This is a genomic window from Marinomonas sp. ef1, assembly GCF_002806845.1.
GTDB lineage: Bacteria > Pseudomonadota > Gammaproteobacteria > Pseudomonadales > Marinomonadaceae > Marinomonas > Marinomonas polaris.
Genome location: NZ_NHTT01000015.1, coordinates 25,385 through 39,040 on the forward strand (window position 1 = coordinate 25,385; position 13,656 = coordinate 39,040).

A 13,656-nucleotide genomic window follows, 5' to 3' on the forward strand; every position below is an offset into this window, starting at 1 on the left:
CGTAAATTATTTTTTATTTTTTCATCTAAATTAATCAGTTATAATCACGCGACACTGACAGCCTAATCTTGTGTAAGGTTAAATTAATGCCACTTCTTACTGAATTAATTCACAAAACATCTTATATGGATGAGGAAGAACGCTGTGAATTCATTGAAGACTTGAAACGAAAACATCCAGAGCTACTTAAAGATATTGATGATCAACTTTCTTTCAATGCAGACTTTGACCTTACAAAAATTCTCTCTGTATCAGCTTCATACGCAGTCTCTTCTGACATCTACTTAGAAAGCTCTATTGTAGGGAAATATAAACTGCAGAATAAGCTAGGCTCTGGTGGGATTGGCGTCGTTTATAAAGCCGAAAGAAATGATCAAACCTTTGAACAATCTGTAGCGGTAAAATTTATACAACCTGCTTTGGTTAATGTTATTGGTCGATGGGCTTTATTTCGTGAAGCACAACTTCTTGCAAGTCTCAACCACCCTAATATTGCTAAAGTATTTGATGGAGGAGAGCACGAAGGACATATTTATATTTCTATGGAATGGATTGATGGCTCAACTCTAGGAGACCATTTAAAAAACAAGAATATAAGTCAAAATGAAAAACTTAGTATATTTATTGATATTTGCAGTGCAGTAGAACATGCACATTCAAGAAATATAATACATGGAGATATCAAACCCTCAAACATTATTATTGATGAGATAGGAAGAGCTAAACTCATAGATTTCAATTTATTTATAAAAACAAAAACAGGGGCAGACATAGAAGGCATATCCGCATTCACTTCTGAATATTCAAGTCCAGAACAATTAGAGTCAAAAGAACTAACACAAAGTATAGATATTTATTCAGCCGGGAAATTATTAGAAGCATTAAATAAAGATAACATTTCTCAAGAGCTAGAAAAAATAATAAATAAATCCACTCAGCATGAATCATCTAACCGATACTCTAACATTACAGAGCTAAAGAATGACATTAAAAATATATTAGAAATAAAACCCATATCAGTCATGAAGGGAAGCTATTTTTATATTTTAAAAAAGTTCATTAAAAGAAGGAGGTTTACATCTCTATTAATTTCAATCGTATTCATAACTTTAATCGTCTTCTGGATATCTGTCTTTTTAAAAAACAAACAAATTGAATTTGAAAAAAAAGCAGCTGAAAGTTTACTATTCGAAATAGCGAATTTATTACATTACAGCGATGATGAAATATACAGACAAGCCACTTTAGACACCATGTTAGATTTAACCAGAAGAAAAATCCTATCAAATCGAGATCTATCTGATGAAATGAAAGGAAAATTGATTAAAGAACTAATAATCCCATCCAAAACTTACAATCATAAATAAAGTGAAATCTATAAAATGCCGGATAACAAAACAATAAAAATCAATTTAATTAAATTGATTTTCATCGCAACAATAACCATGATGTCATTTAAAACAATTGCAGATGCAAAAAAAGCTCAACTCTCCAAAAAAATGGATATAGAAATATATTATGAAACCTCAAGTGGTTTATCTGGGTTAACAGAGAATGGATATTACAATTTCAATACAGGTGACGATGTTACTTTCTACTTAACTGAAAACAAAAAAATAGAGATATTAAAGCTAAATAAAAAACTAACAAATTCAAAAAACACAAACTTTAAAGAAGTGGTTTTTCAACCATTAGATAAAACGCTAACAAATTACGTTGTACAGAAAGCAGATAAAAATGGTGATTTATGTTTTTATGATGTATCTAAATATTCTATTGAAAATTACACAGGGCCAATTGGTGAAACGTATTACAAAGTAACTGCTAAAGGCATTTATGAGTACCCTAGTATAGGCGATGATTTTACGAATTGTGAGCGCAAACCTAGCACCAAAAAAAATGTAAGCTTTGAGCCAATCGACGATTTTTCTCGTTTTGAAGGCGGAATTCTCGGCTGTGCATTAAATGGCTGCTCTATTAAAGACCTTAATGGATACTCTTTGACTGCTTATGCCGTAGAGAATAAAGGTAATGAAAAATATCGAAGTGTCGCAATGCATTATGATCAAGATAGTAAAATCTTGGTCGAAAAGAGTAAGGGCATAGGAAAACAAGATGGAATATCTCATTTGAATTTAGCTGAATACCTCTGGTTAACGCCTTTAAAAGAAGATATAGATAAATTAAAATTTAACGGATTATGGCGCTATAAAGAGATAGGACAAGAAAATATCGAAAATGGTTGTATATTAATAAAAAACAATCTAGTTTTTGAGTCTAATAAAACAAACTCTAACTGTATTAATCCAGTTGAAAGCTATACAATAGATGTTTCATCAAAATATATTGATATGTGGTGGCTTAAAAATGAAGGGGCAACAGCAACAATTGCTCAAGTTAATGCCGCAGTAAAATACAAAGATCAAAATAATATAATACAATATACTGAATGGGAGTACTTCCCCATTTCTGATGATTTAGAGAGTGCTCCTCTTTATAAATACTCATACAATCCAAATGAAATAAAAAACAAGAAAAAAGAAATATTTTCTATAACCACATTCGAGAGAGTCAAATAAGCATTGAAATATAATACTAATCTATACATTTTATTTGGTGAAAAAAACAAAAATGCCGAAAAGGTTTTATATACTTTTGTTTACCAAAGATTAAAAGACATTGCTCGTATTCAAAAGCAACGCCATCCTAACTCTTCGAAAGATATCATAGAAGATCAGGAAAAAACTACGGCTTTAGTTCACGAAGCATATCTTAAGATGACTCATTTTCCTCGTGAAGAATTAAATAGTAAACGAGATTTTTATCTAGCTATTGCCACCTTGATCAATCAAGTTTTATCGGATATATCGAGGAAGAAAACAGCAAAAAAAAGAGATAGTACAGTTGGTGTATTTAATAGTGCTACTAACGATGAATTATCTTTTATGGAAATAAGCCTTTCTATTGAAAAGTTACTCTTGAAATTAGAGTCTAACTATTCAAGGCAGGTTGAAATCTTCAAACTAAAGCAGTTAGTAGGCTTGTCTACTAAAGAGCTGACTGAGTTATATAAATGTAGCGATAGCTTAATCGAGAAAGACCTCCTCTTTGTACGTAGGTGGTTAAAATCAAAGTTACACACAAGTTCTCACAACGAATTTGAGACCACAAGTCATATGTAAAGAAGCTAGGAATGTATATCAAAAAATAAACTTGTCACTAAAACGCTGACCTCTCAAGTTTTCTATCAGTAACGAACTACAAATTTCAAAGTCCGCTGCTGTCTAAACCCAATGTTGCCATAACTAAAATTCCTCTTTCATAGCTAAGAGAAGAAGCTCTAAATGCACAACCCCTCTTAGACATATTGTAGTGGTCAACTAATTCCGGACAGTAAATTAGGTTGTTCTTCCGCTTTGGCAGGTGGCATCCCGTTGTTATATTGATGCGGCCTGCGCCAGTTATAGTAATCCATCAGATAAAAACTGATATCTCGTTTTGCTTCGTTTTGAGTCATGTATCCTGTCGTTGGAATCCACTCGGACTTCAAACTTCTAAACACTCTTTCCATGGGAGCATTGTCCCAGCAATTTCCTCGGCGGCTCATACTTTGCTTCATGCGATAACGCCATAGCCGTTGTCTAAATTTTCGACTCGCGTATTGGCTGCCTTGATCCGAATGGAACATCACACCTTTTGGTCGACCACGCTGTTCATAAGCCATATCTAAAGCTTTTACAACAAGCTCTGCATTGGGATTTGATGAGAACGCCCAGCCAACAATACGCCTTCGATATAAATCCAAAACGACAGCTAAGTAATACCAGCGACCTTCTGCCCAGATATAAGTAATATCGCCACACCAAACTTGATTAGGGGCACTCACATTGAACTCTCTACTCAGATGATTAGGGACGTCTGGTTGTTCGCCTCCTGTATCCTTATAGCGATGCCTTCCTGGTTGTTTACTGCATAAGCGAGCTTCCTTCATTAAGCTTCTGACTTTGAAGCGACCCAGCGTATAGCCTTCATCCTGCAACATATTCTGTAATGTTCGGCTTCCCTCCGCACCACGGCTCTCATTGAAATACTGAGCCACTAGGCTACGCAATGTTAACCGTTCAGCATCAATCTTCTGCTCACGCTTGAGGTAATCGTAGTAACTACTGCTTGGAACGCCAAACAAGTCACAAAGTACCTCTGTTGCTTCTTGCTCTCTTAACTTATCAATTAGCGCATACGTTCTAGGTCGTCCGACATCAAGAGAGCTGTAGCCTTTTTTAGAATGGCTTTTTCCCTTTCTAATCGACTAATTTTGGCTTCAAGCTCTTGTATGCGCTGCTGTTCTGGTGTCAGAGCTTTCGCTTTTGGTGTGACACCACCTCGTTCCTCTTTAAGCTGACTAACCCAGCGCCGTAGAGCTGTCTCACCAATGCCAAGGGACTGGCAGGCCTCAGTAAAACTGTAGCCTTGATCGAGTACTAAGCTGCCGGCTTCATGCTTAAACTCTGCTGAAAATACACGACGTTTTGTCATTAAACACCTCTCTTAATGTGGCAATGTTACCACCTAAAATGGTGTCCGGTTTTATTAGACCACTACATATCTTGTCTTGAGGTAAGCACGAAGAAATTAGGAAACCGAATCGATGAACCGTTTTTAGACAAAACAGTTCATTTTTTTGAAAGATGAAATTTAGACGCTCGAAAGAACCCTCATAAACAGTTTTTTAGGAGGTGTCCCAATTTTGTCCCATAAGAAAAAATGAGTTGCATCGCCCAAAAGAAATTCGAAGTAGAAACTCTCTAAAACCCAGCAAATACGTGGGTTACAGAGTTAGTGACCATTATTAAAATGGTACGCCCGAGAGGATTTGAACCTCCGACCTTCGCCTCCGGAGGGCGACGCTCTATCCAGCTGAGCTACGGGCGCATGACTTGTTGCGTGGCATTAATACTTTTGCAAGTAAACCAGAACAAATTGGAGTGCGTATTCTAAAGGAAATCCCTCAGGATTCCAGTGCTTAAAGCAATAAAGAACAGATATAAGCTGTTTTTTATTGCTTTGCTATCACTCGGGTTTCTCGTTAGCTGCTTACACTGCCAACAGTTAACCTATAAGAGAAAAAACTTAGCCTATTTTATGCAACTCAGCCACACTAAAATCAGCAATAATGTCTTTAGTCGATTCCAAAAAGGTATTGATATGGGTTGTTTTCATGTGATCTTGCCAAGTATCGTAACCGCTCCAACGTTCAAAGTAGACAAACGCCTCGGCGTTATTGTTGTCTTGATGCAGATCGTATTGCAAACAACCTGCTTCAACACGAGTTGGTACAAGTAAAGCTTCTAGAGCAGTTTTTAACTCTGCACTTTTGCCAGGATGGGCTTTAATATTGGCGACGAGAACGAGTTCGGTGGTCATGTTTTTTCCTTGTCTTATTAATATGTTACAAAAATAAAGTAGAAGTAAAATACAAAGCGGAATAAAAAATTACGCGATGGAAAACACGTCTTTGTGTTTTAATCACTGTATCGTTTTTGACTCTTCATCGCTAAGGATTCATTGTGACTTTTTCTATCGCGATTTTTACACAACGCATCGTTATTCTTGGTTTCGCCAGCCTTGCTCTTGCGCTTTCTTCTGTTGCACATGCCGCTCGTTCTGGCGAAACTCTTTACAACAGCTATTGCATTGCTTGTCACATGAATGGCGTTGCTGGCGCTCCGAAGTTTGGTAATAAAGCGGATTGGCAACCACGCGTTGAAAAAGGCATAGACACTTTATTAAAAGATGCGACAAATGGTTTTAAAGCCATGCCACCAAAAGGTTTATGCTTCGATTGCAGTGAAAATGAGCTACGTGGTGCGATTCAATACATGATCGACAATAGCTCAAGCAACTAGCTGTTTAACTACTTAGCCATTTAACATGGCTTTTAAGGCAGATAATGAAGCTTGGCCGCGTTCTTTTTTAGTGCTTTCCCCTTCGTCGCTGCGGCCTTCCCATACAAGATCTTCTTCCGGTAGTTCATCCAAGAATCGACTCGGCATACAGTCAATTTCTTCACCGTATTGGCGACGCTTTGCAGCTAAGGTAATGCATAAGGTTTTTTTCGCCCGAGTGATGCCAACGTAAGCCAGACGACGCTCTTCTTCGATGTCATCGTTTTCTATGCTGTTTCTATGCGGTAACAGTTCTTCTTCACAACCGATCAAAAACACATGTGGATACTCCAAACCTTTGGAGGCATGAAGCGTCAGTAACTGCACCTTGTCTTCATCTTCCTCTTCTTCTTGGCGTTCCAGCATATCGATTAATAGCAACTTGCTAATCGCTTGATCCAAGCCTGCAGTTTCGTCTTCTTCCCAAGCAGATTCCATCATGCGCTGAATAGAATCGAGTAAGAAACGCACGTTTTCGATGCGTCGATCGCCTGCTTTATTGGAAGATGTTTGCTCTTGAATCCAGCCGTAATAATCCATGTCATGAATCATTTGCTCGATCACGGGCACTGGCGATGCGCCTTCTAAACGCTTTCGCAAGTTGGACATCCAGCGCTCAAAGTCCTGCAAACTTTTTAATGAGCGCCCAGTAACGGTGTCTTCCAGCTCTTTATAACCTGATGCTTCAAACAAACTCACGCCGCGCTCAGTGGCAAGATTCCCCACTTTTTCAAGCGTGGCTGGTCCAATCTCTCGACGCGGCAAGTTAACGATGCGTAGGAAAGCGTTGTCGTCGGAAGGGTTTACCAAAAGACGCAGATAGCTCATTAGATCTTTGATTTCGGCCCGTGAGAAAAACGAAGTGCCACCGTTCATCTTGTAAGGAATACGGTAAGCTTGCAGCTTGATTTCTAACAAGCGTGCTTGGTGGTTACCACGATACAAGATGGCAAAATCTCGATAGGGAATTTCATGACGTAAATGGCGTGATTGAATTTCCGCCGCCACACGTTCAGATTCAGCGTCTTCATTACGGGTCACCATGACACGAATCGGGTCACCCTCTTCGTGATCACTCCACAAGGCTTTATCGTAAATATGCGGATTGTTCGCTATCAGCGTATTGGCCGCTTTCAGGATGGTTTTGGTGGAGCGATAGTTTTGCTCCAACTTGACCAATTTTAAGCTCGGGTAATCTACAGATAAACGCTCTAGGTTTTCTGGACGTGCACCACGCCACGCGTAAATAGATTGGTCATCATCACCCACCAGGGTAAAACAACGACGAAAGCCTGCCAACAAGCGGATCAATTCATATTGACTGGCATTGGTGTCTTGGCACTCGTCCACCAGCAAGTAACGAACTTTGTTTTGCCAGCGATCACGTAGCTCTGCGTCAGCCATTAATAAACTAACAGGCAATAAAATTAAATCATCGAAATCCACGGCGTTGTAAGCACGCAAATAACGCTGATATTGCACATACACTTGCGCCGCCAGCAGAAACTCTTCGGTGTCCGCATTGGTCATGGCTTCTTGTGGCGTAGTTAGATCGTTTTTCCAATTAGATACTGTGTTTTGACAATACGCAGCAGAATCAGTCTGACCGTTGAATTCTTTATCTAGGATTTCCTTGATGAGACTAAGCGAGTCTTGGGAATCAAATAAGGTGAAGCCTTCTTTTAAACCTGCACGGCGATATTCTTTACGAAGAATGCGTAAGCCTAAATTATGGAAAGTCGAAATACTCAAGCCTCTACTTTCTTGTTTAGACAGCATGCCGACCACACGCTCTTTCATTTCTCGCGCAGCTTTATTGGTAAAAGTCACCGCGATAATGCTGTTAGCTTTGAAGCCACATGTTTGAATCAGATAGGCAATCTTTGTGGTGATTACGCTGGTTTTTCCCGATCCAGCACCCGCCAATACTAGCAAAGGACCATCGATCTGTTTGACGGCGTCTAGCTGGCGCTCATTCAGATTACGAAGACGATGAGATATGGATGGCATGGACTGACTCATGGAAAAACTCTGGCTCGTATGGCTATTAAAAATCAGCCGTAAGTGTAACCGACAATGAAGCGTCTCGCACTGAGAGAAAAATCATAAGAGCAAAAACTAACAAGCACAAAAAAGGGATGCACAAATGGCATCCCTTTTTTGACGCTAAGCAAATAGATTATTTATCTGTTTCTTGCGCGTTATTTCCAGCAACAGGTCGACGGCTCCAATAGCTTGCCAACAAAGATCCTGAAATATTGTGCCAGACACTGAAAATGGTGCCAGGCAGTGCCGCCATTGGCGTGAAGAATTTCACCGCTAATGCTGCAGCTAGACCAGAGTTCTGCAGACCGACTTCGAAGGCAATGGTACGACAAACACGTGCATCAAAACCAAGCAAGTAAGTCACCCAGTAACCCAAGGTCAAACCAATCGCATTATGCAGAATCACAGCTGCCGCAACAACCAGCCCAACTTGAACGATCTTAGATGCACTCAAGGCCACAACAATAGCAATAATCAGTACAATGGCAAACATCGAAATATAAGGAAAAATCGGTTCAGCCTTGCGAACAAACTTCGAGAAAAAAGTATTAATCAATACACCCGCAGCAACGGGTAATAATACAATTTTAAGTAAGCTAAGCAACATACCAGCCACTGGCACATCAACACTTTGACCAATCATTAGAGACACTAAAAATGGTGTCAGTATCACGCCAAGCAAGGTCGAAATAGCCGTCATAGAAATTGACAGCGCCGTATCGCCTTTTGCCAAATAACACATAACATTTGATGACGTCCCACCAGCCACACTGCCTACTAGCAACATGCCAACGGTTAGCTCAGTATCAAAACCAAATGCAAAGGCAACACAGAATGCGGCAATCGGCATGACTAAAAATTGCAATAACACACCCACGCCAACGGCTTTACCATTCTTCAAAACTTGTTTGAAGTCTGCTGGGCTTAAGGTCAATCCCATCGCTAACATAATGATAGTCAATAATGGAACAATTTGTGTTTTTAAACCGACAAATATATCCGGTTGAAAAAAGGCAATTGCTGACAGCAACAATGCCCAAAAAGGGAACAGCTGGATAACCATAGGACAAAACTCCACATAGGCTACTTACCTTCGTCGCCAATAAATCGACAAACTTGAGCACGCAACGACTATTTAATTATTATTAGTCCCGAAAACGGGAGGAGAATTGTAACGAAATGAAAAGAGTTAAAACAGCTTTTATCTTGCATTTAGAAGAGTAAAAAAGCTTGCACTACACCGTATTGAAGACATACTTAAGCCTTCAATACAGCAGAAAAAAATTTACTATTACAAACCTTCACATGACGTTTTTAAGCGGCATTTCTTAAATGTTTATTTTAAATAATATGTTTAAGAAGATACCGCCATCGATAAGGTTTTTTCCATTTTTCGATAACTTAATGATTCCATTAAATGCGCCCTGGTTACTGGAGAATCGTTTAAATCTGCCAAGGTGAGCGCAACTTTTAAGACTCGATGGTAAGCACGAGCTGAGAGTTTTAACTTTTCCAGTGCTTGCTGCATAAATTGTTTATCTTCTTCACTTAACGCACAAATAGCCTCTAACTGTCGACCGCTTAGCAAAGCATTTTGTACTCCTTGTCGAGCTCTCTGCCTTGCGACCGCAAGCTCCACGCGCTCACGAACATAAGCACTGCACTCTCCTTCTTCTTGTGCATTCACTAAAACATCAGAAGGCAAAGGCGGCACTTCTACATGCAAATCAATGCGATCTAAAAAGGGTGCAGAGAGTTTTTTGAGGTATTTTTGGCTAGCGCTGGATTGATAATAATCTTGTCCACCACTGTAGGCTTCATTACTGGCGTTCATTGCTGCAACCAATTGAAAGCGAGCAGGAAAGGTCACTTGTCCACGTGCTCGAGATATATGAACTTCACCGTTTTCTAAGGGCTCGCGCAGCACTTCTAACACCTTACGGTCAAATTCTGGCAATTCATCAAGAAAGAGCACTCCACAATGCGCCAAAGATGCCTCACCTGGCTTAGGTATTGAACCGCCTCCAACCAATGCAGCAGCTGAACAAGAGTGGTGCGGAGATCGAAACGGACGTTCGGACCAATACCAGTCTAGCCCCATTTTTCGCCCAGCCACCGATTGAACAGACGCTACAGCCAGCGCTTCTGCTTCTGTCATGGCGGGCATAATACTTGGTAAACGTGACGCCAACATGGTTTTCCCTGTTCCTGCTGGTCCAATAAACAATAGATTATGTCCTCCCGCTGCTGCAACTTCTAGTGCTCTACGAGCCTGATATTGACCTTTTACATCACGCATGTCTTTATGATCCAAAGGCAAAGGCTCAGTGGGTTTAGAAACACAAGCAGGTAACTTACTTAATTTTAGTAGATGAGCTGTCACTTGAGTAAGATGTTTGGCAAACACCGCGTCGCCTTCCACTAAGGCAGCTTCTTGCTGATTGTCTTCAGGAAGAATCAGTTGGCGATTAGCATGGTGACAAGCAATAGCAGATGGCAGTAACCCTGGCACACCACGAATATCACCCGACAAAGCCAACTCCCCTATAAACTCAGTGTCACGAAGATTCAGCTCTCCGAGTTGCCCAGACGCGACTAACACACTGATAGCAATCGCCAAATCGTATCGGCCACCCTCTTTGGGTAAATCCGCTGGTGCTAAGTTGATGGTGACGCGCCGGGTAGGAAATTCAAAATGGCTGTTGATAATTGCACTGCGTACTCGATCTTTCGCTTCTCGAACAGCGGCTTCAGGCAAGCCCACTATATTTAGTGAAGGCAATCCATTTGAAATATGGGTTTCGACGGTAACTAAAGGGGAAGACACACCCACACGGGCACGACTATAAATAGTGGCTAAACTCATGATCACTCCTTGACCAAATTATTTCTTTATGATGCTTTATCGCATGAAAAGCAATCCAGCTTTTCACTTGTTTCGTATAGGTAATACCTATTAACTAAGGTTAAAAAATGGCTTTCAACCAAATAAATCCCAACAAACTTCTGCTGTCGAAATGGACGTCCACATCGCCACAACAAAAAGAGAAGCATTTCATCGTCACAAAACTGATTCGAGATGAAGAAAACACGGTTGTGGAATGTGTTCTTGAGGCTGTTATCAATAAAAATCAGTATTGCTTGCCTTGGCAAACTCTGACGTCACCAGATAATTGGCTTCAAGGTTGGAAATAGCCAATCTTAACCATTTCCATATCAAGCGATTACTTATATCAGACTACTGTCCATATCAAACCACTGTAAGAAAACGAGTTAGTCGTTTTTTTCTAACTCGTTCAAACGTACTTCCAATGCAGCGAGCTTTTCACGGTACTTGGCTAGCATTGCCGCTTGCACTTCAAACTCTTCACGGGTGACTAAATCCATTTTACTTAACGTATTACGAGCCACCTCGTGCAATTGCGCCTGAATTTCTTCTTTTGGCAACTTACCCAATGTTTCTGCGGCTTGGCCTAGTCCAGTTCCAAGTTGCTTTATAAATTGATCAATCATGTCATTCTCATTTTTTGTATTTACAATACTTAATAGTATAGAAGCCTAAGTAAGGTGCAAACAAGCTCTCGGCTGCACATCTTTATATCAATGCTCCGTTATAAACACCTAACGTCATTAAATTGCCTCTTTTTTGTGCGCCAAATAAAATATTGCGGGCTTTAATCAAAACAAATCCTCTAAATAAGGCACGCATTACACTTTTAGCCAAATGTTTGTTTTCTGATCAGAAGCAATAAGATAGGGATCTCGCCCAACAACACCACTCGGATCAATTGCCCACTCGCACCAAGTTAATGCAATAACCAATGCAGACACACCAATATGCCGCACTAAATAAAGCCATCTGATGCTCTTTTTAATTCCGAAAAGTCGACAAAATCCTTACAAAGCCATTGTTATAAGGGCATCCCCATATATGGCACGCATATTGAATAAGCTAAGTACCTGCGATACGACAATAAAACTGACTTTTAAAGGAGACAGTGGGTATGAAGCTTATAACTGCCATCATCAAGCCATTTAAACTCGATGATGTTCGAGAAGCACTTTCTGAAATCGGCGTTCAAGGTATCACCGTAACAGAAGTGAAAGGTTTCGGACGTCAAAAAGGCCACACAGAACTATACCGCGGCGCTGAATATGTAGTGGATTTTTTACCTAAGGTAAAAATCGAACTTGCCATTGCAGATGAAATGACCGACCAAGTGGTTGAAGCCATCACTGGCGCAGCAAACACTGGCAAAATCGGCGACGGTAAGATCTTTATCGTTAACCTTGAACAAGCGGTTCGTATTCGTACCGGCGAGACTGGTGTAGAAGCAGTTTAATAACTGCTCGATTTATACAAGCCTTTAGGGGGGCGAAACATGCAAGATCAAATTTTTCACTTACAATATGCGATGGACACCTTTTATTTCTTGGTGTGTGGCGCGCTGGTCATGTGGATGGCAGCTGGATTTGCCATGTTGGAAGCAGGTCTAGTACGTGCTAAAAACACCACTGAAATTCTTACCAAGAACGTGGCTTTGTTTGCCATTTCTTGCATCATGTATCTAGTTTGCGGTTACGCCATCATGTACGGTGGCGAGTGGTTCCTTACTGGTATTCAAGACGTAGATGTTGCTTCTACTTTAACGGACTTTGCTGGTCGTGAAGGTGGGTTTGAAGGCGGCGCAATCTACTCTGGTGCTTCTGATTTCTTCTTCCAAGTTGTGTTCGTTGCAACAGCTATGTCTATCGTATCTGGCGCAGTTGCTGAACGTATGAAGCTTTGGGCTTTCTTAGTGTTTGCAGTCGTAATGACAGGTTTCATTTACCCAATGGAAGGTAACTGGACTTGGGGGGGCGGTTCTGTATTCGGTATGTTTAGCCTTGGCGACCTAGGTTTCACTGACTTTGCAGGTTCCGGTATCGTTCACATGGCAGGTGCTTCGGCTGCTCTAGCTGGTGTATTGGTACTCGGCGCTCGTAAAGGCAAGTACGGTCCTAACGGTGAAGTTCGCGCTATTCCTGGTGCTAACCTACCACTAGCAACACTAGGTACTTTGATCCTATGGTTGGGCTGGTTTGGATTCAACGGCGGCTCTGTACTAAAACTTGGTGATATCGCTAGTGCTAACTCTGTTGCCATGGTGTTCTTAAACACAAATGCAGCTGCAGCTGGTGGCGCAATCGGTGCACTTATCCTTGCTCGAATTTTATTCGGCAAAGCCGATCTAACAATGCTTCTAAACGGCGTACTTGCTGGTTTGGTAGCAATCACAGCGGGTCCTGATACACCATCTGCTCTAGGTGCGACGCTTATCGGTCTTGTTGGTGGTTTGATTGTTGTTGTGTCTATCCTGACTCTAGACAAGCTTAAAATTGATGATCCAGTGGGCGCTATCTCTGTTCACGGTGTTGTTGGTCTTTGGGGCTTGCTAGCTGTACCACTAACTAATGATGGCACGACGTTCGGCGGACAAATCGCAGGCGCTCTTACTATCTTCGTTTGGGTATTCGTTTCTAGCCTAGTGGTTTGGTTAATCATCAAAGCCATCATGGGTGTACGAGTTACTGAAGAAGAGGAATATGAAGGTGTTGACCTTTCTGAATGTGGTATGGAAGCGTACCCAGAGTTCAGCAAAAAATAATCGCCCTTCCTAAAAAG

Annotated in this window: 14 protein-coding genes and 1 tRNA gene; 7 read left to right on the forward strand and 8 right to left on the reverse strand. The window is 40.8% G+C overall.

Going from position 1 to position 13,656, the window contains the following annotated elements; genetic code table 11:
* Positions 1-86: 86 nt before the first annotated feature.
* From CCS02_RS18125 to CCS02_RS18135, 3 genes are read left to right on the forward strand one after another with little or no spacing between them, the layout of a single operon-like run.
* Complete coding sequence (locus CCS02_RS18125) at positions 87-1,367, forward strand: serine/threonine protein kinase (protein ID WP_100637367.1); 1,281 nt, start codon at positions 87-89, stop codon at positions 1,365-1,367.
* 15 nt (positions 1,368-1,382) lie between these two features.
* On the forward strand, positions 1,383-2,579 hold the full coding sequence (locus CCS02_RS18130) for a hypothetical protein (RefSeq protein WP_100637368.1): 1,197 nt from the start codon (positions 1,383-1,385) through the stop codon (positions 2,577-2,579).
* A gap of 3 nt (positions 2,580-2,582) precedes the next feature.
* Complete coding sequence (locus CCS02_RS18135) at positions 2,583-3,182, forward strand: ECF-type sigma factor (RefSeq protein ID WP_100637369.1); 600 nt, start codon at positions 2,583-2,585, stop codon at positions 3,180-3,182.
* Between the two features lie 194 nt (positions 3,183-3,376).
* Here the strand turns inward: CCS02_RS18135 and CCS02_RS18140 are convergent.
* The 3 genes from CCS02_RS18140 to CCS02_RS18150 all read right to left on the reverse strand — a co-directional run bounded on the left by CCS02_RS18140 (position 3,377) and on the right by CCS02_RS18150 (position 5,424).
* A protein-coding gene (locus CCS02_RS18140; RefSeq protein ID WP_100637370.1) for an IS3 family transposase occupies positions 3,377-4,536 on the reverse strand; the annotation gives its coding sequence in 2 pieces (ribosomal slippage) (positions 3,377-4,284 and positions 4,284-4,536; 1,161 coding nt in all).
* 319 nt (positions 4,537-4,855) lie between these two features.
* A tRNA-Arg gene (locus CCS02_RS18145) sits at positions 4,856-4,932 on the reverse strand.
* A gap of 198 nt (positions 4,933-5,130) precedes the next feature.
* Positions 5,131-5,424, reverse strand: a complete 294-nt coding sequence (locus CCS02_RS18150; protein ID WP_100188281.1) for a putative quinol monooxygenase — start codon at positions 5,422-5,424, stop codon at positions 5,131-5,133.
* A gap of 143 nt (positions 5,425-5,567) precedes the next feature.
* Between CCS02_RS18150 and CCS02_RS18155 the strand changes: the two genes are divergently transcribed.
* Entirely contained in the window at positions 5,568-5,906 is a 339-nt protein-coding gene (locus tag CCS02_RS18155) for a c-type cytochrome (protein WP_072840630.1), read from the forward strand.
* A 12-nt stretch (positions 5,907-5,918) separates the two neighbouring features.
* Here CCS02_RS18155 and rep read toward each other — a convergent pair whose 3' ends face one another.
* From rep to CCS02_RS18170, 3 genes are all read right to left on the reverse strand, one after another.
* Positions 5,919-7,967: a DNA helicase Rep gene (rep, locus tag CCS02_RS18160; RefSeq protein ID WP_100637371.1), complete on the reverse strand. Its 2,049-nt coding sequence runs from the start codon at positions 7,965-7,967 to the stop codon at positions 5,919-5,921.
* 157 nt (positions 7,968-8,124) lie between these two features.
* Positions 8,125-9,054 (reverse strand): bile acid:sodium symporter family protein, encoded by a 930-nt coding sequence (locus CCS02_RS18165; protein WP_012071318.1) that lies wholly within the window; start codon positions 9,052-9,054, stop codon positions 8,125-8,127.
* A 291-nt stretch (positions 9,055-9,345) separates the two neighbouring features.
* Positions 9,346-10,857: a YifB family Mg chelatase-like AAA ATPase gene (locus tag CCS02_RS18170; protein ID WP_100637372.1), complete on the reverse strand. Its 1,512-nt coding sequence runs from the start codon at positions 10,855-10,857 to the stop codon at positions 9,346-9,348.
* 107 nt (positions 10,858-10,964) lie between these two features.
* Here CCS02_RS18170 and CCS02_RS18175 point away from each other — a divergent pair, with 107 nt between their 5' ends.
* Positions 10,965-11,186 carry a TIGR02450 family Trp-rich protein gene (locus tag CCS02_RS18175; RefSeq protein ID WP_100188285.1) on the forward strand — a complete coding sequence of 74 codons (222 nt, stop codon included), beginning with the start codon at positions 10,965-10,967 and terminating at the stop codon, positions 11,184-11,186.
* Positions 11,187-11,264: 78 nt separating this feature from the next.
* On the opposite strand, the gene CCS02_RS18180 is transcribed toward CCS02_RS18175, so the two are convergent.
* Positions 11,265-11,504 carry an accessory factor UbiK family protein gene (locus CCS02_RS18180; protein WP_072840635.1) on the reverse strand — a complete coding sequence of 80 codons (240 nt, stop codon included), beginning with the start codon at positions 11,502-11,504 and terminating at the stop codon, positions 11,265-11,267.
* A gap of 195 nt (positions 11,505-11,699) precedes the next feature.
* Entirely contained in the window at positions 11,700-11,837 is a 138-nt protein-coding gene (locus CCS02_RS22190; RefSeq protein WP_157789924.1) for a hypothetical protein, read from the reverse strand.
* A 158-nt stretch (positions 11,838-11,995) separates the two neighbouring features.
* Here CCS02_RS22190 and glnK point away from each other — a divergent pair, with 158 nt between their 5' ends.
* Both glnK and CCS02_RS18190 read left to right on the forward strand, forming a co-directional pair.
* Positions 11,996-12,334, forward strand: coding sequence for a P-II family nitrogen regulator (gene glnK, locus CCS02_RS18185; protein ID WP_012071322.1), 339 nt, complete (start codon positions 11,996-11,998; stop codon positions 12,332-12,334).
* A gap of 39 nt (positions 12,335-12,373) precedes the next feature.
* Positions 12,374-13,639 carry an ammonium transporter gene (locus CCS02_RS18190; RefSeq protein WP_072840636.1) on the forward strand — a complete coding sequence of 422 codons (1,266 nt, stop codon included), beginning with the start codon at positions 12,374-12,376 and terminating at the stop codon, positions 13,637-13,639.
* Positions 13,640-13,656: the final 17 nt, after the last annotated feature.